This is a genomic window from Pararhizobium gei (genome assembly GCF_029223885.1).
Lineage (GTDB): Bacteria > Pseudomonadota > Alphaproteobacteria > Rhizobiales > Rhizobiaceae > Pararhizobium > Pararhizobium gei.
In genome coordinates, this window is sequence record NZ_CP119409.1 from 2,708,564 (window position 1) to 2,734,303 (window position 25,740).

General features: G+C 59.8%; 25 protein-coding genes. 19 read left to right on the plus strand and 6 right to left on the minus strand.

Annotation, left to right across the window (positions count from 1 at the left end; all coding sequences use genetic code 11):
• Window positions 1-352: 352 nt before the first annotated feature.
• Window positions 353-1,051 carry a corrinoid protein gene (locus tag PY308_RS13235; RefSeq protein WP_275783266.1) on the plus strand — a complete coding sequence of 233 codons (699 nt, stop codon included), beginning with the start codon at window positions 353-355 and terminating at the stop codon, window positions 1,049-1,051.
• Window positions 1,052-1,122: 71 nt separating this feature from the next.
• On the opposite strand, the gene PY308_RS13240 is transcribed toward PY308_RS13235, so the two are convergent.
• Window positions 1,123-1,281 (minus strand): entericidin domain-containing protein, encoded by a 159-nt coding sequence (locus PY308_RS13240; RefSeq protein ID WP_060640439.1) that lies wholly within the window; start codon window positions 1,279-1,281, stop codon window positions 1,123-1,125.
• Between the two features lie 59 nt (window positions 1,282-1,340).
• Here PY308_RS13240 and PY308_RS13245 point away from each other — a divergent pair, with 59 nt between their 5' ends.
• From PY308_RS13245 to PY308_RS13290, 10 genes are all read left to right on the plus strand, one after another.
• The gene (locus PY308_RS13245) at window positions 1,341-1,943 is read left to right on the plus strand and encodes a DUF1638 domain-containing protein (RefSeq protein WP_434064153.1); all 603 of its coding nucleotides are present in this window, start codon (window positions 1,341-1,343) and stop codon (window positions 1,941-1,943) included.
• Between the two features lie 122 nt (window positions 1,944-2,065).
• On the plus strand, window positions 2,066-2,707 hold the full coding sequence (locus PY308_RS13250) for an exopolysaccharide biosynthesis protein (protein ID WP_275783270.1): 642 nt from the start codon (window positions 2,066-2,068) through the stop codon (window positions 2,705-2,707).
• Between the two features lie 15 nt (window positions 2,708-2,722).
• Window positions 2,723-3,499 (plus strand): formyl transferase, encoded by a 777-nt coding sequence (locus PY308_RS13255; RefSeq protein ID WP_275783272.1) that lies wholly within the window; start codon window positions 2,723-2,725, stop codon window positions 3,497-3,499.
• 112 nt (window positions 3,500-3,611) lie between these two features.
• Window positions 3,612-3,914, plus strand: a complete 303-nt coding sequence (locus PY308_RS13260) for a virulence factor (protein WP_275783275.1) — start codon at window positions 3,612-3,614, stop codon at window positions 3,912-3,914.
• On the plus strand, window positions 3,907-4,506 hold the full coding sequence (locus PY308_RS13265) for a methylenetetrahydrofolate reductase C-terminal domain-containing protein (RefSeq protein WP_275783278.1): 600 nt from the start codon (window positions 3,907-3,909) through the stop codon (window positions 4,504-4,506). Before PY308_RS13260 ends, PY308_RS13265 begins: the two co-directional genes overlap by 8 nt.
• A gap of 3 nt (window positions 4,507-4,509) precedes the next feature.
• Window positions 4,510-5,604: a methylenetetrahydrofolate reductase gene (locus PY308_RS13270; RefSeq protein ID WP_275783281.1), complete on the plus strand. Its 1,095-nt coding sequence runs from the start codon at window positions 4,510-4,512 to the stop codon at window positions 5,602-5,604.
• A 94-nt stretch (window positions 5,605-5,698) separates the two neighbouring features.
• Window positions 5,699-6,646: a methyltetrahydrofolate cobalamin methyltransferase gene (locus PY308_RS13275; RefSeq protein WP_275783283.1), complete on the plus strand. Its 948-nt coding sequence runs from the start codon at window positions 5,699-5,701 to the stop codon at window positions 6,644-6,646.
• 47 nt (window positions 6,647-6,693) lie between these two features.
• Complete coding sequence (locus PY308_RS13280) at window positions 6,694-7,038, plus strand: hypothetical protein (protein ID WP_275783285.1); 345 nt, start codon at window positions 6,694-6,696, stop codon at window positions 7,036-7,038.
• Window positions 7,039-7,122: 84 nt separating this feature from the next.
• On the plus strand, window positions 7,123-9,123 hold the full coding sequence (locus PY308_RS13285; RefSeq protein WP_275791119.1) for an ASKHA domain-containing protein: 2,001 nt from the start codon (window positions 7,123-7,125) through the stop codon (window positions 9,121-9,123).
• A gap of 70 nt (window positions 9,124-9,193) precedes the next feature.
• Complete coding sequence (locus PY308_RS13290) at window positions 9,194-10,270, plus strand: DNA topoisomerase IB (protein WP_434064154.1); 1,077 nt, start codon at window positions 9,194-9,196, stop codon at window positions 10,268-10,270.
• Window positions 10,271-10,272: 2 nt separating this feature from the next.
• Here PY308_RS13290 and PY308_RS13295 read toward each other — a convergent pair whose 3' ends face one another.
• Window positions 10,273-11,157: a LysR family transcriptional regulator gene (locus PY308_RS13295; RefSeq protein ID WP_275783288.1), complete on the minus strand. Its 885-nt coding sequence runs from the start codon at window positions 11,155-11,157 to the stop codon at window positions 10,273-10,275.
• Between the two features lie 113 nt (window positions 11,158-11,270).
• Between PY308_RS13295 and PY308_RS13300 the strand changes: the two genes are divergently transcribed.
• The 8 genes from PY308_RS13300 to PY308_RS13335 all read left to right on the plus strand — a co-directional run bounded on the left by PY308_RS13300 (window position 11,271) and on the right by PY308_RS13335 (window position 20,020).
• Window positions 11,271-11,516: a hypothetical protein gene (locus tag PY308_RS13300; protein WP_275783290.1), complete on the plus strand. Its 246-nt coding sequence runs from the start codon at window positions 11,271-11,273 to the stop codon at window positions 11,514-11,516.
• Window positions 11,517-11,655: 139 nt separating this feature from the next.
• Window positions 11,656-13,473, plus strand: coding sequence for a sensor histidine kinase (locus tag PY308_RS13305; RefSeq protein WP_275783293.1), 1,818 nt, complete (start codon window positions 11,656-11,658; stop codon window positions 13,471-13,473).
• Entirely contained in the window at window positions 13,470-14,828 is a 1,359-nt protein-coding gene (locus PY308_RS13310; RefSeq protein ID WP_275783296.1) for a sigma-54-dependent transcriptional regulator, read from the plus strand. Before PY308_RS13305 ends, PY308_RS13310 begins: the two co-directional genes overlap by 4 nt.
• A 195-nt stretch (window positions 14,829-15,023) precedes the next feature.
• Window positions 15,024-16,007 carry a tripartite tricarboxylate transporter substrate-binding protein gene (locus tag PY308_RS13315; RefSeq protein ID WP_275783299.1) on the plus strand — a complete coding sequence of 328 codons (984 nt, stop codon included), beginning with the start codon at window positions 15,024-15,026 and terminating at the stop codon, window positions 16,005-16,007.
• 219 nt (window positions 16,008-16,226) lie between these two features.
• Window positions 16,227-16,688, plus strand: coding sequence for a tripartite tricarboxylate transporter TctB family protein (locus PY308_RS13320; RefSeq protein WP_275783301.1), 462 nt, complete (start codon window positions 16,227-16,229; stop codon window positions 16,686-16,688).
• Window positions 16,689-16,697: 9 nt separating this feature from the next.
• Window positions 16,698-18,203, plus strand: a complete 1,506-nt coding sequence (locus PY308_RS13325) for a tripartite tricarboxylate transporter permease (RefSeq protein ID WP_275783302.1) — start codon at window positions 16,698-16,700, stop codon at window positions 18,201-18,203.
• 172 nt (window positions 18,204-18,375) lie between these two features.
• The gene (locus PY308_RS13330) at window positions 18,376-18,582 is read left to right on the plus strand and encodes a hypothetical protein (protein ID WP_275783304.1); all 207 of its coding nucleotides are present in this window, start codon (window positions 18,376-18,378) and stop codon (window positions 18,580-18,582) included.
• A gap of 433 nt (window positions 18,583-19,015) precedes the next feature.
• Complete coding sequence (locus PY308_RS13335; RefSeq protein ID WP_275783307.1) at window positions 19,016-20,020, plus strand: GlxA family transcriptional regulator; 1,005 nt, start codon at window positions 19,016-19,018, stop codon at window positions 20,018-20,020.
• Between the two features lie 34 nt (window positions 20,021-20,054).
• Here PY308_RS13335 and PY308_RS13340 read toward each other — a convergent pair whose 3' ends face one another.
• The 4 genes from PY308_RS13340 to PY308_RS13355 form a co-directional block, all read right to left on the minus strand.
• Window positions 20,055-21,320, minus strand: coding sequence for a GGDEF domain-containing response regulator (locus PY308_RS13340; RefSeq protein ID WP_275783310.1), 1,266 nt, complete (start codon window positions 21,318-21,320; stop codon window positions 20,055-20,057).
• A 248-nt stretch (window positions 21,321-21,568) separates the two neighbouring features.
• The gene (locus tag PY308_RS13345) at window positions 21,569-22,408 is read right to left on the minus strand and encodes a response regulator (protein WP_275783312.1); all 840 of its coding nucleotides are present in this window, start codon (window positions 22,406-22,408) and stop codon (window positions 21,569-21,571) included.
• A gap of 161 nt (window positions 22,409-22,569) precedes the next feature.
• Complete coding sequence (locus PY308_RS13350) at window positions 22,570-22,833, minus strand: hypothetical protein (protein ID WP_275783314.1); 264 nt, start codon at window positions 22,831-22,833, stop codon at window positions 22,570-22,572.
• Window positions 22,834-23,068: 235 nt separating this feature from the next.
• Complete coding sequence (locus PY308_RS13355; RefSeq protein WP_275783317.1) at window positions 23,069-25,630, minus strand: GcvT family protein; 2,562 nt, start codon at window positions 25,628-25,630, stop codon at window positions 23,069-23,071.
• Window positions 25,631-25,740 lie beyond the last annotated feature (110 nt).

Here is a 25,740-nt window from a genome sequence, read left to right on the forward strand (position 1 = left end):
CTCTCCCGCGCAGCCGATGCGCCCTTGCCGAGTCTATGCTACCAAGCCCCTGCACCGGAACGGTTCTCAAAGCGCCAACGGGTGGCGCAACTCGAACACGGCACCCCTCAAATCGTGCCGGAGGATTGTGCGTGCCGCAACCCGGCGCTTGGCAGAATCGCCGGGCTTCGTCATATAAAATCTTGTTTTGCAGGCGTACACATCGCGCAGCCGCAAAGACAGCCGGAACCGTCGTTTTTTGCCGGCTGCGGCGTCGCTTTCGAAAAGAGCTTTTGGAAGCGGGAAAGCTAAGTATAGTCCAGTCCGTCCGGGAGGTTGAGCCGGGCATCGCCAGGAACCGAGGAAACCTATCATGGCAGACGATGACATCATTCTCGATGATCTCTCCGACGACGAACTCGTGCAGCAGATGCATGACGATCTCTACGACGGCCTGAAGGAAGAGATCGAGGATGCCACCCGCATCCTTCTCGATCGCGGCTGGGCGCCCTATGACGTGCTCACCCAGGCGCTGGTCGAAGGCATGCGCATCGTCGGCGTCGATTTCCGCGATGGCATCCTGTTCGTGCCGGAAGTCCTTCTTTCAGCCAATGCCATGAAGGCCGGCATGTTCATCCTGCGGCCGCTTTTGGCCGCAACCGGCGCGCCCAAGCAGGGCAAGGTCGTCATCGGCACCGTCAAGGGCGACATCCACGATATCGGCAAGAACCTGGTCGGCATGATGCTGGAGGGCGCAGGCTTTGACGTTGTCGATCTCGGCATCAACAATCCCGTGGAAAATTACCTCGACGCCATCGAGCGGGAGAAACCGGACATTCTCGGCATGTCCGCCCTTTTGACCACGACCATGCCTTATATGAAGGTTGTGATCGACACGATGAAGGAAAAGGGCATGCGCGATGATTATGTCGTGCTGGTCGGCGGCGCGCCGCTCAATGAGGAATTCGGTCGGGCGGTTGGAGCCGATGCCTACTGCCGGGATGCGGCCGTCGCTGTCGAAACCGCGAAGGACTTCATGAAGCGCAAGCATAACCAGTTGTCCGGCGCCTAATCCGGATTCGGAGAAGACAAAAACCGGCCGCCTTGCTCAGGCGTGCCGGTTTTTGCTCGTCAGATCACACGTTAGTTGGCGGCGCGATCAACCTTGCGGCCTGCATCCTGGGTCGCATCCACCGTATTGGCAGCGTCGGCGCCCATGCCGCGAATGGTATTGCCGCAAGACGCAAGCGTTGTAACCGAGAAAAGAACGAGACCGATGGTGGCGATTGTCTTTGCTGTCATGGTGTGAATTCCTTACACTTTGTGACGGGTAAATGGACCTGGAAGAAAGATCTCCGGCTATGGAACGCGTGAAAGCGGAAAAGGTTCACGTCATAGGTTGCGGCGCGATTGCCCGTGAAATCCTTGCGATCTGCGAAGCCAACCGGCTGTCCCACATCGACCTCACCTGTCTTCCCGCCATCTGGCACAACACGCCGGAGAAGATTACCCCCGGCATCAAGGAAGCCATCGACAAGGCCCGCTCGGAAGGCTTTGCCCGGATCTTCATCGCCTATGCCGACTGCGGCACCGGGGGTCTGCTGGACCGTCTTTGCAAGGAAGAACAGGTCGAGCGCATCGACGGACCGCACTGCTATTCCTTTTTTGCCGGCAATACGGCCTTCGAAGCGGCCTGGGACGATGATTTCACCTCCTTCTTCCTCACCGATTTCCTAGCCCGCCAGTTCGAGGCCTTCGTCATCGAGCCCTTGGGCCTCGATCGTCATCCGGAACTGCGGGACATGTATTTTGGACACTACAAGAAACTCGTCTATCTCTCGCAGGTGGAAGACGAAAAGCTGCAGGCCAAGGCGATGGCTGCGGCCGAAACACTGGGTCTTGCCTACGAATACCGGTTCACCGGATATGGCGACCTTCTGCCGGCACTTCTCGAAGCGCATTGAACAACGGCAAAAACCTTTTGTTATCCTTCACGAAATTTGGTTGCCTGCCGCGCATTTTATTTAATTTCATCGTAACGCCTACCCGCCAGATTGTTCTCAAAACAGAACGAGGGGAAACGGGGATGGCAGACACTTTTGCGGCTGGGATATCGTCAAGACCCTATGCGGACCATCATCCGCAGCAGCTCTCGCAGCTCCTGCGCACCCTGTCGCTCAACGCAGGTCCGAAAGTCAGTCTGCGGGATCTTGCCATCGCCATGGAAGATCGCTCCTTCGGCGCCTTTCTGGTCGTATTTGCGCTTCCCAACCTCATTCCGCTGCCGCCGGGCGCCACCTTCGTCCTCGGGCTTCCGCTGGTCTTCGTCGCCTGGCAGATGTTTGCCTCCAGCCGCAGCCGCATCTGGCTGCCCAGGCGTATGGGTGACTATGCGTTCGACAACGCCACCTTCTTCATCTTCGTCAACCGCATCCTTCCCTGGCTGCAGCGCGCCGAAACCGTCATCAAACCGCGCGGCTGGTTTCTGTCCGGCCGTCTTGCCGAACGGCTGATCGGGCTGCTCGCACTTGTTCTCGCCATCGTCATTTTCCTTCCCATTCCGTTCGGCAACTGGTTGCCAGCCTTTGCGCTTGCGGTGATCGGCTTTGCCCATATGGAACGGGACGGCATCGGCCTCGTCGCCGGCGCGCTGATCGGGGTGACGGCCATCGCAATCGCGGCGACGGTCGTCGCAGCCGCTGGCGCCTTTCTTGTTTTCCTCATCTGAGCGTCGGACCCGGCCATGACCCAGAGCAACAAGCGGCCAGTCCTGGTCGTCACGGCCGGGGGCCGAAATCCGCAAATTCTGATCAACGCGCTTCAACACCGCTTCGAAACAGTGTCAGTCCTGCTCGAGAAGCCGGAATCGAAGACGGTTTTTTTCAAACGCCGCGCGCGCAAGCTCGGACGAGCGATGGCGGCCGGGCAACTGGCGACGATGGTCGTGTCGAAATTCGGCAAACGCTTTACCGAGAAGCGCGCGCAGGAGATAATTCGCCAGTACAATGTCAGCGACACGATCAATCCGACCGTGCCGGTCATCGACATCCTCTCGGTCAACTCGACTGAGGCGATCAACCATATCCGCCGGCTCGATCCCGGCGTCGTCTTCCTTGTCAGCTGCCGCATGCTGTCATCCGGCATACTTGCCGCAATCCCCTGCCCCGTCATCAATTTCCATGCCGGGATCAATCCGCAGTATCGCGGCCTGATGGGAGGCTATTGGTCGCGCATCGCTGGCGACGAGCGGAATTTCGGATCGACAGTGCATCTTGTCGACAAGGGCGTCGATACCGGCGGCATTCTGTACCAATCGCGCATGGCACCTTCGAAAGAGGACACGCTGCACACCTACCCCCTGCTGCAAACCGCTGCCGCAACCGATATCGCCATCCGCGCCGTCGAGGACGCCCTTGCGGGCAACCTCAGGCCCTTGACGGTCGGCGGACCGTCGCGCCAGTGGTATCATCCGCCAGTCTGGACATGGCTCTGGAACGGATTTACGCGCGGCATCTGGTAGATATTTCTTCGATACCGGTGCCGGGTCGCTTTTAAGCATGACCGGCGTCGTGCCAAGGTGAGCCATGACGCATGTGGATGCGCATTGTCGGCCAAGAGGAGAATTCGGGCATATGGCAGATCGCATTATCGTTTACTGGCGCGATATTCCGGCGCAGGTCATCATCAAGCAGGGCCGCAAGACTGCAAAACGCGAACTGACCCTGCGCTTTACCGAGGCGATCGACATGTGCGCCATGCGCACCGGTGCGGCCGATAGCGGCGACTATCTGGCCGAATGGCGCAAGGCCGAGCCGACGCCAGTCTCCGACGATCTGGAGATGGAAGCCGACAAGGCCGCAGCCGAACTGGAAGCGGCCTACGACAGGGACCGTCTGGTGGCTCTTGTCAAATCCGGCGGCAAAGACAATGGCTGACACCGCGCCCGTCGTGAACAACACCAAAGGCAACGCCGCCCCTGCAAAGAAAGCCGCGACGGGCGCCTACACGCCATCCGGCGTTTCGCCCAACCGCCGCGCGCGGCGCAGCTATACGATCCGCCTCTGGGCGGTGCGCCATTCGCGCTTTCTCGAATGGTTTTACCACCGTTTCGCCAATCTCTTCCTGCTGCTTCATCCGCTGTGGAAGACGATTGGCTACAGCCGCGTGGAAGCGCCGGTCACCTTCGTCGAACGCAATGTCAAAGGGCTTTTGTTCGACTGTCGCATGTGCGGCCAGTGTGTCTTGTCTTCGACGGGCATGTCCTGCCCGATGAACTGCCCGAAGCAGTTGCGCAACGGTCCTTGCGGTGGCGTGCGCGCCAATGGCAATTGCGAAGTCGAGCCCGATATGCCCTGTGTCTGGGTCAAGGCCTGGGAAGGCTCGCGAAACATGGCGAAGGGGGACGCGATCATGAACGTACAGAAACCGGTCAACCAGTCGCTCAGGGAAACATCCTCCTGGCTGCGCGTCACGGCGCAGGCCGCCGAAGCGCGTGAAGCGGCCGCAGCAGCCGGCAAGGATAGCTGACGCATGGCCCATATCGATGAAAATCCCCTTGGCCGCCATCTTCCCCTCGATCCCCAGCCGGGTCACTCTTCCCGCGGTCGTCTGGAGCGCGTTCTGCGGCGCGGCGAATTCGCCGTCACGGCCGAACTCAACCCGCCTGATAGCGCCAATCCGGAAGATGTCTACGAGCGCGCCGCGATCTTCGAAGGCTGGGTGGATGGTATCAACGCAGTCGATGCGTCCGGCGCCAATTGCCATATGTCGTCGGTTGGCATCTGCGCGCTTCTCACCCGCATGGGTTATGCGCCGATCATGCAGATTGCCTGCCGGGACAAGAACCGCATCGCCATCCAGGGCGACGTGCTGGGTGCCGCCGCCATGGGCGTCACCAACATCATGTGCCTGACCGGCGACGGCGTGCAGGCGGGCGACCAGCCGGGGGCCAAGCCGGTCTTCGACCTCGATTGCATGTCGCTGCTCGAAACCGTGCGGACCATGCGCGACAGTGGCAAGTTTCTGTCCGGCCGCAAGCTGACGACGCCCCCGCAGGTCTTTCTCGGCGCTGCGATCAATCCCTTCGCGCCACCCTATGATTTCCGCCCCTATCGCCTTGGCAAGAAGATCGAGGCCGGCGCGCAGTTCGTCCAGAGCCAGTACTGCTTCGACGTGCCGATGTTCCGCGACTACATGACGAAGGTGCGCGATCTCGGCTTCGACGAGAAATGCTACATTCTCGTCGGTGTCGGGCCGTTGGCATCTGCGAAAACAGCAAACTGGATCCGCAACAACGTGCCGGGCATCCATATTCCGGATGCGATCATCAAGCGGCTGGAAGGCGCGCAGGATCAGAAAAAAGAAGGCAAACAGCTCTGCATCGACATCATCAACGAGGTGAAAGAGATCAAGGGCGTTTCGGGCGTGCATGTCATGGCTTACCGGCAGGAAGAAACCGTCGCTGAAATCGTCCATGAATCCGGCGTTTTGAAAGGCCGCGTGCCATGGAAGCGCGAGGAGAACCCCGGCGATCATCGGGTTGCCGCGCGCCTCGAAGCGCTGAAGGACGGCAAGACGGAAAACCAGGAACAAATGGCGGATGTCGCCGCCCATCGTCCGCATTGAACGACTATTTCAGGCGCGGCGGGGAGCCGGGCTTTGACAACACCTTCCGGCGCATGACAGAGATCAGGCGCTCAACCGGACCCAGAGGATCAGCATGACCCGCACCATCGTTGCCTCCGCTACCCGCGAAATTATCATCGGCTTCGACCAGCCTTTCTGCGTCATCGGCGAACGCATCAACCCGACCGGCCGCAAGAAACTTGCCGCCGAGATGATCGAGGGCAATTTCGACACCGTGATCAGGGATGCGCTGGAACAGGTTGCCGCAGGCGCCACCATGCTTGACGTCAATGCCGGTGTGACCTCAGTCAATCCCAACGAAACGGAGCCGGGCCTGCTCGTCCAGACGCTGGAAATCGTGCAAGGGCTGGTCGATGTGCCGCTATCGATCGACAGCTCGGTGACGGCCGCAATCGAAGCGGCGCTGAAGGTCGCCAAGGGCCGGCCGCTGGTCAACTCCGTCACCGGCGAGGAGGAAAAGCTCGAAGCCATCCTGCCGCTGTGCAAGAAATACGACGTCCCGGTGGTCGCCATCTCCAATGACGAGACCGGCATTTCGATGGACCCGGACGTTCGTTTCGCAGTTGCGAAGAAAATTGTCGAGCGGGCGATGGATTATGGTATCAAGCCGCACGATATCGTCGTCGATCCGCTGGTCATGCCCATCGGCGCGCTTGGCGACGCCGGCCGTCAGGTTTTTGCGCTGCTCTATCGGCTGCGCAACGAACTGAAGGTCAACACCACCTGCGGCCTGTCGAACATTTCGTTCGGCCTGCCGCATCGCCACGGCATCAATGCAGGCTTCATCCCCATGGTCATCGGTGCGGGCATGACGTCGGCGATCATGAACCCCTGCCGTCCGCAGGAAATGGAAGCGGTCCGCGCAGCCAACGTGCTGAACGGCACGGACCCGAACTGCGGCAACTGGATCATGAGCTATCGCGATCACAAGCCGGGCGAAGCCGCCGCGACTTCGACAGCAGCGCCGGGCGCTTCCAGCGGCCGCCGCGGTGGGCGTGCCGGCCGCGCAAGGGCGGAATAATCCGCCGGCAAGACGTAACAGGCGGAGAGATCTGCCCGAAAAGAGACATGATGTTTTTCAGTACCGATCTGCTCGACGAATTTGCGAGCCTCTGGTTCCAGGCTCCGATGGTGATGTCCACGCGCATACAGGACCTCGCCGTCTCCGGAATGAACGGATCCACCGGCGGACCGACGGACGTCGGGCAGATGATCACTGAAAAACTGTCCGCCGCCGTTGAAAGCATCATGGCCGTCAACATGGCCATGATGGGCGAAGGCCTGATCGCTGCGACCGCGCTTGCCACCGGCACCTGTGCTGGTCTTATCGGCGCGTCCGATCGCGTTGCGGTCGCCGCGCTGAAACCCTATGGCAGCCGTGTCCGCGCCAATGCGCGGCGGCTGAGCGAATAAGAGCTGAACGAATAAGAGCTGAACGAATAGGATGTACTGACCGTGTCGGCCGAGCAAAACAAAAAAGATCCCCTCGTCCTGTTCATGCCGTCAGGAAAGCGCGGACACTTTCCCGTCGGTACGCCCGTGCTGGACGCCGCGCGGTCGCTTGGCGTCTACGTCGAAAGCGTCTGTGGTGGACGGGCCACCTGTGGCCGGTGCCAGGTATCCGTGCAGGAAGGCAATTTCGCCAAGCACAAGATCGTCTCATCGCTCGACCATATTTCCGTCAAGGGACCGAAGGAAGAGCGCTATGAGAGCATCCGCGGCCTGCCCGATGGCCGCCGCCTCTCCTGCTCGTCGCAGATCCTCGGCGATCTCGTCATCGATGTGCCGCAAGACACGGTCATCAACGCGCAAACCATCCGCAAGGCGGCAACCGACCGGGTGATCGAGCGCAATGCCGCGATCCAGCTCTGTTATGTCGAGGTTGACGAGCCCGACATGCACAAGCCGCTCGGCGATCTCGACCGCTTGAAGGTCATGCTGGAAAAGGACTGGGGCTGGAAGGATCTGTTGATCGCGCCACACCTGATACCGCAGGTCCAGAACATCCTGCGCAAGGGCAACTGGGGCGTGACCGCCGCCATCCATCGTGACATGGATTCGTCGCGCCCCTTCATCGTCGGTCTCTGGCCGGGCCTGAAGAACGAAGCTTACGGCATTGCCTGCGATATCGGCTCGACCACCATCGCCATGCATCTGGTCTCGCTGCTCTCCGGCCGCATCGTCGCCTCCTCGGGCACCTCGAACCCGCAGATCCGCTTCGGCGAAGATCTGATGAGCCGCGTTTCCTATGTGATGATGAACCCGGACGGACGCGAAGCCATGACCAAGGCCGTGCGCGAGGCGATCAACGTCCTCATCGGCAAGGTCTGTGGCGAAGGCAACGTCGATCGTCACGACATCCTCGACATGGTGTTCGTCGGCAATCCGATCATGCACCATCTGTTCCTTGGCATCGATCCCACCGAACTTGGCCAGGCGCCGTTTGCGCTCGCCGTATCCGGCGCATTGCAATACTGGGCGCACGAGATCGATATCGACGTCAATCGCGGCGCGCGCATCTACATGCTGCCTTGCATCGCCGGCCATGTCGGCGCCGACGCGGCCGGGGCGACGCTGGCTGAAGGCCCCTATCGCCAGGACCGGATGATGCTTTTGGTCGATGTCGGCACCAATGCCGAAATCGTGCTCGGCAACCGGGATCGCGTCGTCGCCGCCTCCTCGCCCACGGGGCCGGCTTTCGAAGGCGCCGAAATCTCCTCAGGCCAGCGGGCAGCACCCGGTGCTATCGAGCGTGTGCGCATCGACCCGGAAACCTTGGAGCCGAAATTCCGTGTTATCGGGGTCGAGAAGTGGTCGGATGAAGAGGGTTTTGCCGAGGCAGCAGCCGCCGTCGGCGTCACCGGCATCTGCGGCTCGGCGATCATCGAGGTCGTTGCCGAGATGTACCTGACGGGCATCATCTCCACCGATGGCGTCGTGGATGGCGGCATGGCGGAAAAGAGCCCGCGCATCCTGCAGAACGGCCGGACCTTCTCCTATCTGCTGCATGACGGCGCCCAGCGCATCACTGTGACGCAGAACGATGTGCGCGCCATCCAGCTTGCCAAGGCCGCGCTCTATGCCGGCATCAAGCTGCTCATGGAAAAGCTCGGGATCGATCATGTCGACACGATCCGCTTTGCAGGCGCGTTCGGATCGTTCATCGATCCCAAATACGCCATGGTCCTCGGTCTCATTCCGGACTGTGATCTGTCGGAGGTGAAGGCCGTCGGCAACGCGGCCGGCACCGGCGCGCTGATGGCGCTGCTCAACCGTGATCACCGCCGGGAAATCGAGCAAACCGTCAATAAAATCGAGAAGATAGAGACGGCGCTTGAATCGAAGTTTCAGGAACACTTCGTCTACGCCATGGCGCTTCCCAACAAGGTCGATACCTTTCCCAAACTGTCGGCAGCCGTGAAACTGCCCGAGCGCAAGGTATTGTCCGACGATGGCGGAGATGGCGGCGGCAGGCGGCGGCGGCGCAGCCGCGAATAACCGGCAAGACAAACCTTGTGTTTTGACAACAGGCTCCGGAACCAAGTCCGTATCGCGACGTTCTGCGGCTGTGGATCAGATCATCACGCATATTGCGCCGGAAAACGGCGGAGAAGGCACAAGCAGCGATGCCTCTGCCGACCTCCTTTATATAGACTGCCTTGATCGCGGCATCACCAGAAAGGCCGGCAAAAGCGAGTTTCTCTACTATGACGAGGACGGCAAGCGGATCACCGACCGGGCTGTCATTGATCGTATTTCGGCTCTCGTCATTCCCCCCGCCTATACCGACGTCATCATCTCGTCGGACCCGCGGTCGCATCTGCAGGCGACAGGCCGCGACGCCAAAGGCCGGAAACAATATCGCTATCATCCGGACTGGTCGCAAGAGCGCGGCAGGGCCAAGTTCGCGCAACTCGCCGATTTTGCCGGCCATCTGCCGAAGATTCGGGAGAAGGTCGATACGGACCTGCGCCTGCGCAAGCTCGGCATCGACAAGGCTCTGGCAACCGTCGTCTGGCTGCTGGACAATCTGTTCATTCGCGTCGGCAACGCAACTTACGTCGAGGAAAACGGTTCCTATGGGCTGACGACGCTCCGGAACCGTCACGTCAAGGTGGAAGGCTCCACCATTCATTTCAATTTCAAGGGTAAATCCGGCAAGGAATGGCGGCTCAGCCACCGTGACCCGCGGATCACGCGCGCCATCCGCATGCTGCAGGAATTGCCAGGCCAGCATCTGTTTCAGTATCTGGACGATGACGGCAAGCGACACCCGATCAACTCCCAGGACGTCAACGCCTATATACGCAGCGCCAGCGGCGGGGCTTTCTCGTCCCGGCAGTTCCGAACCTGGGGCGCGACCCATATGGCGGCGACTGCTCTGGCGGCAATCGAGCCGGGACCGAGCCAGCGCCAGCGAACACGTCAAGTCAACGAGATCGTCGATTCCGTCGCGGCTCAACTGGTGAATACCCGGGCTGTGTGCCGCTCGTCCTACATCCACCCGAAGGTGTTCGACGACTTCGAGACCGGCGATCTCACGGAAATCCTTAAAATCCGTCCCAACCGCAGCGAGACCCTGACACGCTGGATGGACGACAGCGAAATCAGGGTCCTGCGCTGGCTGAAGACAAGCGGCGGCTAGATCTATTGAAGGCCGATAAAGGCCGTCCGCACATATTCCGCGACGGCTAGCACCGGTGCCGAAGGATTGTCGATCATCTGCAACCCGATATTGTAGGAACCAAGCTCCGGCAGGCCGTCGGCCTCGCCGAGCGCGACCAGATCGCCCTGTATCAGATAACGCGGCAAGGGAGCGATTGCGAGGTCTGCCTGAATGGCGGCCCGCTGGCCGGTGGTGTGGGCGCTGAGGAAGGCAACCCGAAAGCTGCGGCCGCTTTCCGACAGTTTTTCCACCGCATTGGCGCGCCACACGCAGCCGTCCTCCCAAAGCGAAACCGGTAGTGGTTCGCGCTTATGGGCCGTGCCGCATTTGATTCCTGTCCAGACCAGCTTCTCGGACATGAGGATTTCACCGCCACCCGTGTTTTCACCGGTGAGAGAATTGAAGATGACGATATCCATCCGGTGTTCCTCGACCCGCTTGCGCATGACGCTGCTGGTGCCGATGGTCACGTCGACGGTCACGTTCGGATAAGATTCCGAAAATCGTTTCAGCACTTCCGGCAGGATGCGCTCACCGATATCCTCCGGCGCGCCGACCCTGACCACGCCGTTCATGTCCGGCAGCAGGAAGCGTGACACGGTCTCGTTGTTAAGCGCCAGCATGCGCCGCGCATAACCCAGCAGGATTTCACCCTTTGGCGTCAACGACACCGAGCGGGCGTCGCGCAGGAACAGTACGCAGCCCAGCATTTCTTCCAATTTCTTGATCTGCATGGAGACCGCAGAGGGCGTCCGATAAACCGTTTCGGCCGCAGTCGTGAAATTGCCGGTTTCCGCGATCGCGACAAAGGTCTTCAAAATGTCCAGTTCCAGAAGCGGCAGCGCGTGCCTGAGCATCATGTTCATAGGAGCCTCAAAGATAAGATTTTTTGAATGATAAGCTGACTTGATTTCGTTTGATTGAACATCAACTTCGGCGGATAGTCAATCTGCAAACGGACTTCTGGAAAGGAAACGTCATGTCAGAATTGCAAAAGCAACGGCAATGGAACGGCGAAACCACGCACCAGCCGACCCACGCCCCGGAAAATGCGTTGAACCGGATGGTCGGCGCTCTTGCCGGACAAATCAACGACGCGCTGGCGGCGCAACGCATAGCCGGCATCCGCAGATCGACGCGACGGGAGATCGAGAACCTGCCAGTTGGCCTGCAACGCGATCTCGCCTTTTCGGACGGAGCGCTTGTGGACGGGAAGCGATCGTGAGAGCGGCCCATTCTCCCAGTGACCATGTCTTGCCGCCTCTGGTCATTCGGTCGCCGGCACTTGGAATTACCGGCATTGCCCTCTAAACTCCGGTTCCGGCCGGAATGCGCGCCGGTGTGCAGGGAGGAGCCTCGACGTCGTGAAACATCGCCTTGTCCTGGCCGCCTGCCTCATTCCGCTGCTTGGCTACGCCGTAATTTTTCAAGGGGGCGCGCTGGCGACCCGGAGCTATCTGAACGAAGCCTCGCTTCAGGCGAGTTCGGCTCTGCGTCTGGCGGTTTCGGCGCTCAGCGGCCATTTGAGCCGCTACGAGCCTCTGCCAGCGTTGATCGCGGATCATCAAGGCATCAAGGACCTGATCGCCAACCCGGACAACAACGCCCTGCGGGAGGCGGCAAATTCTTATCTCCGCAATATCAATGCCTTGCTCGAATCCTCGGACATTTACGTGATGACCATGGATGGCAGCACCATAGCCGCCAGCAACTACGAGCAGCCAACGAGTTTCGTCGGGCAGAATTTCAGCTACAGGCCCTATTTTCAGGAAGCCGCACAGGGCCGCCAGTCCCGTTTCTACGCGCTTGGCACCACCTCCCTGAAACGCGGCTATTATTTCGCCTCGCCCATCAAGCTCGACGGCCGGATCAGCGGCGTCATCGTCTTCAAAGTCGACATCGATTCGATCGAGACATCCTGGCGGGGCGGCGAATACAAGATCTTTGTCTCCGATCCTGAAGGCGTCATCTTCATGACCGGAAGCCCGGAATGGCTCTATTCCGGCATTCTGCCGCTGAACAGGGAACGCCTGCAGCGAACTGAGGCATCGCGGCGTTATGCCGAAGCGAAACTGAAACCTCTGCCGATCAGGCTCGGACAGCTCGACGGTCATCGTCTCATGACGATCCGCGCCGGCCAGGAACGGGAATATCTGGTGTTGTCGCACTACATGCCGGATGCTGCATGGACCGTGAACGTCCTTATGGACACGGCGTCGGTAAGAACACAGGCGCGCACCACCATTATCGCGATCATGCTGTTTTTATGCTTAGCAGGGCTGACCTTGGCGATCGTCCTTCAGCGTCGCGCCCGTCTGGCCGAACGCATGCGCATGCAGATCGAGGCGCGGGGCGAACTGGAGTTGCGCGTCGAGGAGCGCACCGCAGACCTTGCCCTCGTTAACCGGCGGATCGAGGAGGAAATTGCCGAGCGGCGGGCGACCGAACAGGAATTGCGCAAGACGCAGGCCGATCTCATTCAGGCGGGAAAACTCGCCGGACTTGGCCAGATGTCGGCAGCCCTGTCCCACGAACTCAACCAACCCCTCGCCGCAGCCAAAACCTATGCCGACAGCGCGGCCATGCTGATCGATCTCGATCGCACGGAGGAAGCTCGCGACAATGTCCGCCGTATCTCCAACCTGATCGACCGTATGGCCTCCATCAGCAGGCACCTGAGAAATTTCGCGCGAAAGCCCAACGAAAAACTCGGGCCGGTGGCCTTGGACGGTGTCATCGCCGACACGATCGAAATCGTCGCAGCCCGTCTGAAAACCGCGCATGCGGAGCTGCGTGTCGATGTTGCCGGCGCTCCGATGGTCGTGGCGGGCTCTGTGCGGCTGCAGCAGGTTCTCGTCAATCTCATCACCAATGCCGCCGATGCGATCGAGGATCTTGCCGACCGGTGCATCGACGTTGCAGCGGTGCGCGATGGCGGGAACGTCGTCCTGACCATTCGCGACCGCGGCCCCGGCGTACCGCCGGCAATCGCAGAGCGAATCTTCGACCCGTTCTTCACCACCAAGGGTGTCGGCAAAGGGCTTGGGCTCGGATTGTCGATCTCCTACAATATCGTCAAGGATTTCGGAGGCAGCCTGTCCGTGTCCAACCACGCCGACGGCGGCGCCGTCTTCCGCATCGAACTCAAGGCCGCGGCAGCTGCACGCGAGGCCGCAGAATGAGCGAAGGCCGTGTGCTGCTCGTCGATGACGAAGAGGAAATGCGCCATTCCACAGCCCAGGCCCTTGGTCTGTTCGGCTTGCAGGTCGACACGTTTGCGAGCGCCGAAAACGTGTTGGAGTTGCTCGGCTACAGTTTTTCCGGTCTGGTCATCAGCGATATCCGCATGCCCGGCATGGATGGCATGACCCTGCTCCAGCGCATCCGCGAACTGGACGCCGAAATTCCCGTGATCCTTTTGACCGGCCACGCAGACATCCAGCTTGCCGTCAAGGCGATGCGCGAAGGGGTGTATGATTTCATCGAAAAGCCGTTTGCAGCCCAGCATCTGGCAGCGATCGCAAAGCGCGCGCTCGATCGGCGCAACCTCGTGCTGGAAAACCGCCGGCTCCGTGCAGTCGCGGGCAAACGCGACGATATCGAAGCGCGGCTGCCGGGACGGACGCAGGCGATGGTCGATCTGCGCTACCGCCTGCGTGCCATCGGCGCGACGGATGCAGACACGTTGATCATCGGCGAAACCGGCGTCGGCAAGGAGGTCGTCGCCCGGGCGCTTCATGATATCAGTGCCCGCGCCGACCGTCCGCTAATCGCGATAAACTGCGCCGCCCTCCCCGAGAACCTTATCGAGAGCGAACTGTTCGGCCATGAGGCCGGCGCGTTTCCCGGCGCGCTCAGGCCGCGCTACGGCAAGTTCGAACATGGCCGGGGCGGTACCATCCTGCTGGACGAAATCGGCTCCATGCCCTTCGATCTGCAGGCGAAATTCCTGCGGGTGCTACAGGAGCGGGTGATCACCCGGCTTGGATCCAACGAGCCGGTGCAGCTCGACGTCAGGTTCGTCGCTACCAGCAAGGTCGATCTGGAGGCGGAGGTCACGGCCGGCCGGTTCCGGGCAGATCTTTTGTACCGGCTGAATGTCGCGACGCTGCACGTGCCGGCCCTTACGCAGCGCAAGGCTGACATCCCGCTTCTCTTCCTTCAGCTAGTCCGGGAGGCGGCGGCGCGGTATATGCGCAACGACATCGACGTGCCGCCGGAGATGATCAGCGACATCGCCGAACGGTCTTGGCCCGGCAATGTGCGCGAACTGCGCAACGCTGCAGACAGGCTGGTGTTGGGGCTGGATCCGAAGCCGGACGACCCTGCCGGACCCGTGGAATCACAAAAACTGGCCGACAAGGTGGCGGCCTACGAGCGGAGCCTCATTGCACGCGCGCTCGCAGCCCATGGCGGCAGCCTGCGGCCTGTTTACGAACAGCTCGGCATTTCCAGAAAAACACTCTACGAGAAGATGCAGCGCTACGGTCTGGACAAGAAACTGCCCCTTTATGACGACGATCCACGCAATCCATGACTTGAATGGGTGGAAATCCACCCACTCGCGGCGGCTTTTGTTCCCGATTTCACCCATATTGCAATGCACTGTTTGAGAATCATTGCAGATTACCCCTGAAGCCCGTTGCTCGCCGCCCGGTGGAGGCGGCAAATAGCGCATCCAGAATCGGCGCGGGAGGAGCTGCGCCGGCTGGCAATCATCAGGGAGGTTCCGATGAAAATTCTGAAAACCATGCTCGGGCTGAGCGCTCTTGCTGCAGTGTCGCTCCTGGCAGTCTCGGCCAGCGCGCAAACCTATCCCGAGCGCACCATCACGATGGTCGTGCCATTTTCCGCCGGTGGTCCAACGGACACGGTCGCCCGGCTTGTCGCCGAATCCATGTCGAAGGATATCGGCCAGCAGATCATCGTGGAAAATGTCGGCGGCGCCGGCGGAACACTGGGTGCCGGCCGCGTGGCGCAGGCAGACCCGGACGGGTACACCGTTCTGCTGCATCACATCGGCATGGCAACGAGTGCCACGCTGTACCGCAAGCTCGCCTATGACACGTTGAACGCCTTCGAATATGTCGGCCTCGTCACAGAAGTTCCGATGACGATCGTCGCGCGCAAGGATTTGGAGCCGACCGATCTCAAAGGCCTTATCGATTACGTCAAGGCCAACAAGGACACGGTCACCGTCGCCAATGCCGGTATCGGCGCCGCATCGCATCTCTGCGGCATGATGCTGATGAGCGCCATCCAGACCCCGGTCGTCACCGTGCCCTACAAGGGAACCGGTCCGGCCATGACCGATCTGCTCGGCGGCCAGGTCGATATCATGTGCGACCAGACCACCAATACGACGAAGCAGATCCTCGGCGGCACGATCAAGGCCTATGCCGTAACCTCCGGCGACCGCCTGCCTGTCCTGCCGGACGTGCCGACGGCCATCGAAGGCGGCCTGGCCGATTTCAAAGTTGGCATCTGGCACGGCATCTATGCTCCGAAGGGCACCCCGGCGGAAGCCACCGAGCGCCTGTCCAAGGCGTTGCAGGTTGCCCTGAAAGACCCCAACATCGTGGCTCGCTTTGCGGAACTCGGCACCGTTCCGTCCCCGGAGGCGGATGCGACCCCGGCTGCCCTGAAAGCCAAGCTCGAAGCCGAGATTGCCCGCTGGAAGCCCGTCATCGAATCGGCAGGCCAATACGCAGACTAAGCTTCGTCGATCCCGGCTCGATGAACGCGCCTTCCTCCTTCAGAAAGCAGGAAGGCGCGTTCCCTCTTCCCTGGTCGAAGACGGGGAAATGATGAGCCGTGCGGCGCCATGCGGCAGCTGCCGCGAGCGCCTGGAGGGACAGTCTGCGCAGCAACAAGGTCCTGCCTGCGATGAGGCGAGCGCCCCCAAGCGGACACGGCCGATTTCAAGGAGGCAATCATGAAACCTTTATCCTTCGATACGACCAACGCGCTTTGCGGCGCGATCCTGGTCGCCATTGGCGGCTTCTTCATCTATCAAAGTCTGACGCTCGAACTTGGGACCGCGTTGCGCATGGGCCCGGGCTATTTCCCGCTAATGCTGGCCATTGTCCTGACGCTGCTCGGTGTCGTGGTTCTCGTCCAGTCGACGCGGGTCCAGGGCGAACCGATCGGGCCGATCGCGGTCCGCGGCATCCTGTTCATCCTTCCCGCGCCGATTTTCTTCGGGCTGACGGTGCGGGGCCTGGGCTTTGTTCCGTCGCTGTTCTTCACCGCGCTGATCGCCTGTTTCGCATCGCAACGGATGAAGCCGATGATGGCTCTCCTGTTGTCATTGGCGATCACGGTGTTTTCGGTGGGGGTGTTCAGCTACGCGCTCGGCCTGCCCTTCGAGCGCTTCGGCCCCTGGCTCAGATTCTAGGATATTGTCATGGATCTTTTCAGCAATCTTGCACTTGGTTTCGCGACGGCCGCCTCGCCGGAAAATCTCCTGTTCTGCCTGATCGGCGTTCTTCTGGGCACACTGATCGGCGTGCTGCCGGGGATCGGCGCAACGGCGACGATCGCCATGCTGCTGCCGATCACCTTTCAGCTTGAACCCGTCTCCTCGCTGATCATGCTGGCCGGCATCTATTACGGCGCCCAGTATGGCGGCTCGACGACGGCCATCCTGATCAACATGCCCGGCGAATCCTCGTCCGCCGTGACGGCCATCGACGGCTACCAGATGGCGCGAAAAGGCCGGGCCGGCGCGGCGTTGTCCATCGCCGCTCTCGGGTCGTTCTTCGCCGGAACGGTCTCGACCTTTCTGGTGGCAATCTTCGCGATCCCGCTGACCGGCATCGCGCTGCAATTCGGTGCTGCCGAATATTTCTCGCTGATGATCGTCGGTCTCGTGTCCTCCATCGCGCTCGCTCACGGGTCGATCGTCAAGGCTCTGGCAATGGTCGCATTGGGCCTGCTTCTGGGGCTTGTCGGCACCGACATCTACACCGGCACACCGCGCTTCACGCTCGGAATCCGGGAATATTCGGATGGTCTGAATTTCGTCGCGGTGGCGGTCGGGGTATTCGGCATCGCTGAAATCTTGCGCAATCTGGAGGGCGAAAAGACCCGGACGGTCCTGATGGCAAAAGTCAGCGGCCTCATGCCGACGCGGGACGATTTCAAACGCATGGTTGGGCCCGTCCTTCGGGGCACGGCAATCGGTTCCGCGCTCGGCATCCTACCCGGCGGCGGCGCCATCCTCGCGGCCTTCGCGTCCTACACGGTCGAGAAACGCCTCTCGGACCGGCCGGAAGAATTCGGCCATGGCGCAATCGCCGGCGTCGCAGGCCCGGAGTCGGCCAACAATGCCGGTGCCCAGACCTCCTTCATTCCGCTTCTCACCCTTGGCATCCCGGCCAATCCGGTCATGGCGCTGATGGTTGGGGCGATGATCATCCAAGGCATCGTGCCCGGTCCGAATGTCGCGGTCGAGCAACCGGCCTTGTTCTGGGGCATCATCGCCTCGATGTGGATCGGCAACCTCATGCTGGTGATTCTGAACCTGCCACTGATCGGGCTCTGGGTAAAACTGCTGACTATTCCCTATTATGTCCTCTTCCCGATCATCATGGCCTTCTGCTCGATCGGCGTCTACAGCGTCAACTCCAACGTCTACGACCTCTATGCCGTCGCCTTCTTCGGTCTCGTGGGCTATGCCCTCGCCAAGCTGCGCTGCGAACCGGCTCCGCTTCTTCTCGGCTTCGTTCTCGGGCCGTTGCTGGAAGAAAACCTGCGCCGGGCGATGATTCTTGCCCGGGGCGATCCGATGACCTTCGTCACGCGACCGATCAGCGCCTTCCTGCTGTTACTGGCTGTCGGCGTCCTCATCGTCGTCTTCCTTCCCTCCGTCAAGTCCAAGCGCGAAGCGGTCTTCACTGAAGAAGACTAGCCTAGATAGGCATTTGCCGGCGCCTGTATGCGCGCCGGCAAATGCCGAAAGCAACATCACTCGAATTGATCAGAGAGATCAAATATATTCGTTTGAATGATGAATGCTGTTTCGGCATTATCCTCCCATGGTCGCGACCTTTTGACACCTCCCATCAAAAGGAACCAGAGAAATGGCTTTCTACAGTCTTGAACATACACAGCAGTCGCAACACGCCCCGTCCTTCGTTTCGGTATTGGGCAGGTTGCCCGGTCGTATCGTTGCGTCCTGGCAGCGTCACCAGGCCGAACGGGCGCTTGAAGGCCTGTCCTACGATACCCTGAAGGATATCGGCTTTCCGTCCGTCCATGGCATCAACAGCGCTTCGCATGCCAGATGACAGCACGAGCGTCGGCGGCGGCGCATAACGATTGCTGTATCCACCCGGGATATCTCCGACTAACATGAAAAGGGCATTTCGACCGTTGGTACGAAATGCCCTTTGTCATTTGCGACGTTGCAATTATTGCCTGTTTCCGACATCGCCCATCACTCGCCCCGGGTTGCACACCACCAAAAGACCCAAAAAGAGTGCGCGGCACACGCGCTTGGACACATACAGTTCAAGTGCCAAATGCGACATCGAAAATTGCATCAGCGAAGAATTTGCGCAAATTTCAGGTGAATCGCCTATTTTCCAGCCATTCATTCTTGAATGTTCCGGATTTATTTCTTTTCAGTCGCTGCAGTCCATGCCAATGTCGCAATTGGAAAAGCCGTAGATTTGTCTCCAAGGGACAAATGCGACATCTCCGGCGCATGGAAACCTCGTCATGAACAAGCCACTGACCAAGAAACGCTCCCTCGTCTTCTTTCTGGTGCCGAATTTTTCCATGCTGCCCTTTGCCGCCGCAATCGAGACGCTGCGCATCGCCAATCGTATGCTGGGCTATGACGCCTATACATGGCGCCTGGCATCGGTCGACGGAACGCAGGTCATGTCTTCGAGCGGTATCGGCCTGGAGGTGAACAGCTCCCTCGCCGACGAACGGAAATTTCTCGGCGGCGAAAACCGTCCCTCCATGGTGCTGGTCTGTTCCGGGGTCTATGTCGAGGATTTCAACAATAAGTCTGTCAATGCCTGGTTGCGCGAGGTTTACAATCGCGGCGTTTCCGTCGGCAGCCTCTGTACGGGCGCACATGTGTTGGCGACTGCGGGCCTTTTGACCGGCAAGCGCTGCGCGATCCATTGGGAAAACCTTCCGGGCTTCGCGGAGGCCTTCCCGCAGGTTGATGTCTACGCCGACCTCTATGAGATCGACAGCAATATCTACACCTGCGCTGGCGGCACGGCGTCGCTCGACATGATGCTCAATCTGATCGACCAGGATTTCGGTGAAAATCTCGTCAACCGCGTCTGCGAGCAAGCCTTGACCGACCGGGTACGTGGTCCCCACGATCGCCAGCGCCTGCCGTTACGCGCACGTCTTGGGGTGCAGAATGCAAAGGTTCTATCAATCATCGAGTTGATGGAGGGCAATCTCGCCGAGCCACTGTCGCTGCTCGACATTGCCGACAGCGCCGGTCTATCCCGCCGCCAGATCGAGCGCCTGTTCCGCCAGGAAATGGGCCGCTCCCCTGCCCGTTACTATTTGGAGATACGTCTGGATCGAGCCCGGCATCTGCTCGTGCAATCGGCCATGCCTGTCGTGGAAGTCGCGGTCGCCTGTGGCTTCGTGTCCGCCTCGCACTTTTCCAAGTGTTACAGGGAACTCTATAACCGATCTCCTCAACAGGAGCGCGCCGAGCGGAAGCTGACACTTCAGGCTGCGCGCTAAAGGTCTCGACGCAATGACGACGTGAAAGGTTACGTCAGGAAGCAAGAGCCTTGAGCGCCGTCATTTCAGAGACGATGCGGTTTCGCCCGCCATGTTTGGCCATGTAAAGAAACTGATCGGCGGCATTCAAATAGTTGTCAAAGGTTTCAGGACCTTCGATGGTGGCGACGCCGATTGAGATCGTGATCGACAATTCTTCGCCATCGGCGACAAGCTTGGTGCAGCCGATGTCGTGGCGGATAACTTCACAGAACTCGCTTGCCTTCGCAACGCTTAATTCATTGAAGAGAATGCCAAACTCCTCGCCGCCCAGACGAGCCAGCAAATGCTCCTCGTCGATCATGCCACGCAATCGCTCCGCCACCGCTTTCAGAACCAGATCGCCCACTTCATGCCCATAGGTATCGTTCAAGCGCTTGAAGTGATCGATATCAACGACGGCAATCGACGTCGTTTCTCCGCGCCGCAGGCACTGATCCACCATCCTCGGCCCGTGCTGGAAAAAATGTCGTCTATTGTAGATTCCGGTAAGATAGTCGCGGGCGGCAATGCTGTGGAGCGACTGAAGGCGCTTCTGCAGATTGGCGACCTGAAACAGGCGCCCATTGAATTCCTCGACGCAAAACGGCTTCTGGATGAACTCCGTGCCGCCAGCATGCAGAAATCGTCCGGCTTGAATGCCGTCCGCCGAGGGCGCCATCGCCACGACGCTGAGGTCATCTTCACAGTAACGCTGGCGGATTTCGCGCAGCAGAGTGCAGGCCGTCATATCGCATAGTGCGATGTCGCAAAGCACGATATCAATCGTTTCACCCGCATCGAGCATTTGAAGGGCGTCTGCGCCGCTCAACGCCTCTGTGACCATGAACCGCTGCCGGCGAAGAAGGGCGTAAATCTCCCTGCGGGACGCATCTTCGGAATCCGCCAACAGGATATGAGTAAGCGAGTTGGTCATCGCGCGATCGACCACCGAGATCAGTTGCGTGATTGAATCCGGCCGATTTTTGATGACACAGTCGACGACAGGACGCGACAGAACGTCTTTGTGCGTATCGTCGTTGAACGAGGCGGTAAAGACGATGGCGGCAATTCCCTGGTCAAGGACATAGTCGAGAGCTTCACAATTGGGTGCGTCGGGCAGATTGAGATCGAGAACGGCCAGGGAGAAGACAATTCCACTCTCAACAGCCAGGCGAAGAGATGCCAGCGACGAGCAGTGAATGACGGAAAGGCCATGGGTGGTTTCCAGGCCATGCGTCAAGACCGTCGCGAACATGCGCGAGTCCTCGACGAGAAGCATTCGCTTTCCCGAATGCTTCTGCACATTGCCCCCTCGCTCAGGCTGCCTGCGAAAGCTCACGTCCCTGCCACTCCATGTGAGCGCAGGCGATGCCGATGGCAGCGCTGGCTCTCCAACCAATTACACAACACGTCAGTTTCTCAGCCAAACCGCCATAATGTTTGCATCCGCCATTTACTCTACTTAAAATTGCAATTCTCTTAACGATCACAACACATAGCGAAATCCGCTCTCGGCGGAGGTTTCGCTTACCGTTTCGCGGTTGCTGCAACCTTCGTGCTTAGCGTCTGGATCCTCGTCAGCGTGTCGAGGTTCTGGTTGACACGGCAGTAGAACTCCTCGTTTACAAAGGGCCGCAGCATGAAATCATTACCGCCAGCTTTCAGAAACCTGGCCGACAACAGCCGGTTATCAGAGGACGACACGCCGATGATCCGCAACTGGTGGGGACCATAGGCGCTACGAATGCGCCGTGTCAGTTCGAATCCGTCTATATCAGGCATATTGTAGTCGGTGATCACGAGACCGATATCCGGATTTTTCTTCAGGATCTCCAGCGCTGCAGCACCGCTTTCAGCCGAACTGGTGCGAAAGTTGAAACGCTTCAGCCGCGTTGTCAGCAAGGCCCGTGCCGTCGGGCTGTCATCGACGATCAGAACATGATGCCGGTGATTGGTCAGAAACCGGCAGACGGATTCCGCCAGCATATCCACGGCGAAAACGCTGTCCTTGATGACATAGTCAACGATCTCCTTGGCCAGGATCGTTTCACGCGTGCTTTCCTGGAACGTGCCGGTAAAGACGATCGTCGGGACGCTCATGTCGATGAGATAGGTGAGCGCCTCCCCGTTTTCGGCGCCGGGCAGGTTGATGTTCGAAATCGCGAGCTTCGCCGGAAAGGACGCGTTCTCGACCGAAAACTGCAGATCCTCATAGTCTCGGCAAACGATGACGTCGATATCCAGGAGTTCCTTCAGCCGCTTGGAGACCATTGAGGAAAAGAGATTGGAATCTTCGGCAAGCACGATACGGTGATGCTGCAAGGATTCACCGGAATAATACATTCCGGACACGCCAAAAAATGACATTGCTCGCCTATCTGAAAAGAATTGTACTCGGAGACGAAGCTACGCAGAAAGGTTTTCCCAGTCGTTAACCGAATGCTGAAATACGACCGGCATCGCAGAGCTTCGCGTGACTGGGAAACGGCGGCGGCGAACAGGCTTGTGATCCCTCTCAGGCAGCAATCCTACTTGAAGACAGCCGAACCTTTGACGATTTCGATCGTTTCGTCGCCCTGAAGGCCGACGCGGTCGCCGCTGGGCGTGGTGATGAAGCAGCCGCTCGGGCAAAGCGAATCCGTTCCCCCTGCACCGATCGCGATTTCCATGCGGTTCTCGCCTTCAACGACGACGAGAACGGCCGTTTCGCCGTCCTTGTTGGTCACCGTTGCCGACCATGCGGGAAAAGCAGCAATGACGCTGAGAACACAGGCACTTGCGAATGTTTTCATGGCCCTTCGGCGCCGTGCGCCGCCCCTTGTATGCCGCGCGGTTCCGGGCGATCTGCCCGGACGAGACGAGGCGTCAGTTCGTTCCGACGCCAGCGTAGCGCATGCGGCAGAACTGCATGATACATATCGTCAGGCGGCTGAATAGAGGCTGAATATTTGGCGTTGATCGCGGTCTGATAAGACTGGAATTGATGAGCGCCACCGCCGCAATCGACTTGACGGTGGCGTTTGGTTTCTAGCTCCGCGGCTTGGTATTGTCCGGATCGTACAAGGGCTTGTAGCCGACACCCGTGACTTCGACCGGATAAGTCTCGCCGAAATATTCCACGGCCAGCTTGCGGCCCGCCTGACAATAGGCCCAGGGAAGATAGGCCAGCGCAATGTTCTTCCCGATCGTCGGGCCGTAGGCGACCGAGGTCGTGTAAGACCGGCGGCCGAGTTCGTCGATCAGAACCTCGCGGGTGTCCGGGTCCATGACCGGCATCGAACCGACCGGATAACGCTTCACACCCTTGCTGTCGGTATTTTCGGTCATCACCAGCGTGCAGAGCATGGCCGGCTGGTGTTCCCGCGCTTTGTACTCCAGGTGTTTCGCCTTGCCGCGGAAATCGGCTTCCTTGACCTTGGGGCGTGCGAGGTCTGCCTCGATCAGGTTGTACTGCGTGAGCAGGTCGGCATTCTGCAGGCGCAGGCTCTTTTCCATGCGGCGCGAGTTTGCATAGGTCTCGACCCCAAACGCCATGACGCCGGTGGAACGCAGCGTGTCCCAGACGGCAAGGCCATCCTCGTATTTCATATGCAGTTCCCAGCCCTGCTCGCCGACATAGGAGATGCGGAAGGCGGTGACCGGCTTGCCGCCGATCTCGATCTGCTTGATCTGGGCAAAAGCAAAGTTTTCCGGGTCGAGGCCATCAGGATTGGCAACGACCTTTTTCAACGTGTCGCGGGCGTTCGGCCCCCAGATGCCGATGGTGATGAACTTTTCAGTGACATCAGTAATAGTGACGTCGAGACCGCGATCCTCGGCCACGCGCTTCATATAGTGGAAGTCGCGCGGCCCGGCATCCGCCCCGTTGATCAGCCGGCAACGGTCGGCCATGCGGATGATGGTGAAGTCGGCCCGCACCATGCCCTCGTCGTCGAGGAAGTGGGTGTAGATGCCCTTGCCGATATTGCCGTCGCCGCCGATTTTGGCAGCACAGAGCCATTCGAGCAGTTCCACATGATCCGGGCCTTCGATATCCACCATGTGGAAATGCGACAGGTTGACGATGCCGCAATCCTCGCTCATCGCCAGGTGCTCGGCGTTGGAAACGCGCCAGAAATGGCGGTTATCCCACTCGTTCTCGCGAACCGGAACCTTGTCGCCGTATTTCTCCAGAAGGTGCTCGTTGGCAGCATAGCCGTGCGCACGCTCCCAGCCGCCAAGTTCCATGAAATATCCGCCGAGTTCCTTCTCGCGTTCATGGAACGGCGAGCGCTTGACGCCGCGGCTCGAGGCATAGGGTTCGCGGGTGTGAACGGCCGGGAAGTAAATCTTCTGGGCAGCCTCGTAGCAGCGGTTCTCGATGAAGTCTTCGGTCAACTGGTGCGGATAGAAACGGGCATAGTCGATCGAATTGTGGTCGATCTCCGTGCGGCCATCGGTCATCCAGTCGGCGATGAGCTTGCCGTAGCCGGGTCCATCCTTGACCCAGATGGCGACGCAGTACCAGAGTCCACGTACCTTTTGGCTCTCGCCGCAGGACGGGCCGCCGGCGGCAGAAACCTGCAACAGGCCATTGAAGGAATGGCCTTCATTATAGCCGAGTTCGCCAAGTATCGGCGTCAGTTCCATGGCCTTTTCGAGTGGCTCGAGGATCTGCTCCATGTCGAGGTCGCGCTGCGACGGCGAGAGACGGGCCTCGTGTTTCTCGAGAATGTCGCGCGGATGGCAGAGGCGCGGATTGGTCTGCTCGTAATAGCCCCATTCGATCTGGCCACCCTCGGTCGTCTTCGGATCGCCGGTATCGCGCATATAGGCCGAGTTGCCCTGGTCGCGCAAAAGCGGAAAGCCGATTTCCTTGCCGGTGCCTTCGAACTCGTTGTACGGGCCGAAAAAGGTCAGCGGATGATCGACCGGCATGACCGGAAGATCCTCGCCAACCATTTCGGCGATCAGGCGACCCCAGATACCGGCGCAGACGATGACGTGGTCGGCCATGATCGTGCCGCGATGGGTGACGACGCCCTTGATGCGGCCGCCTTCGACGATCAGCGACTTTGCCGGCGTATTGCCGAAGATCTGCAGCTTGCCGGATTTCTCGGCGGCATCGACCAGCTTGCCGGCAACCGTCTGCGAGCGCGGAACGACGAGGCCGGCATCGGGATCGAACATGCCGCCCATCACCTGATCTTCCTCGATCAGCGGGAACATCGCCTTGATCTCGGAAGGCGAAACATAATGGGCGCGCGTGCCGAAGGCCTTGGCGGAGGACAGCTTGCGCTTGATTTCTTCCATCCAGGTGTCATCGCCGGTGCGAACCACTTCCAGCCCGCCGATGCGGGCGTAGTGGCCCATCTTTTCGAAGAAATCGATCGAATACTGGGTGGTCCAGACCGAGAGATAGTCATGGCTGGTCGTGTAGCAGAAGTCGGACGCATGCGCTGTCGAGCCGATATCCGTCGGAATGCCCGATTTGTCGATACCGACAATATCGTCCCAGCCGCGCTCGATCAGATGATGGGCGATGGAGGCACCGACGATGCCGCCGAGGCCGATGATTACGACCTTCGCCTTTTGAGGAAATTCTGCCATTGCATGCGACCCTGATTGAAGACTGAAACGGAGTTTAAAGCTTGGCGTGCAGGGACCAGAGCCTGTCTACGACATTATCATCATGCTGCACGACCAGCCGTGCGCGCGCT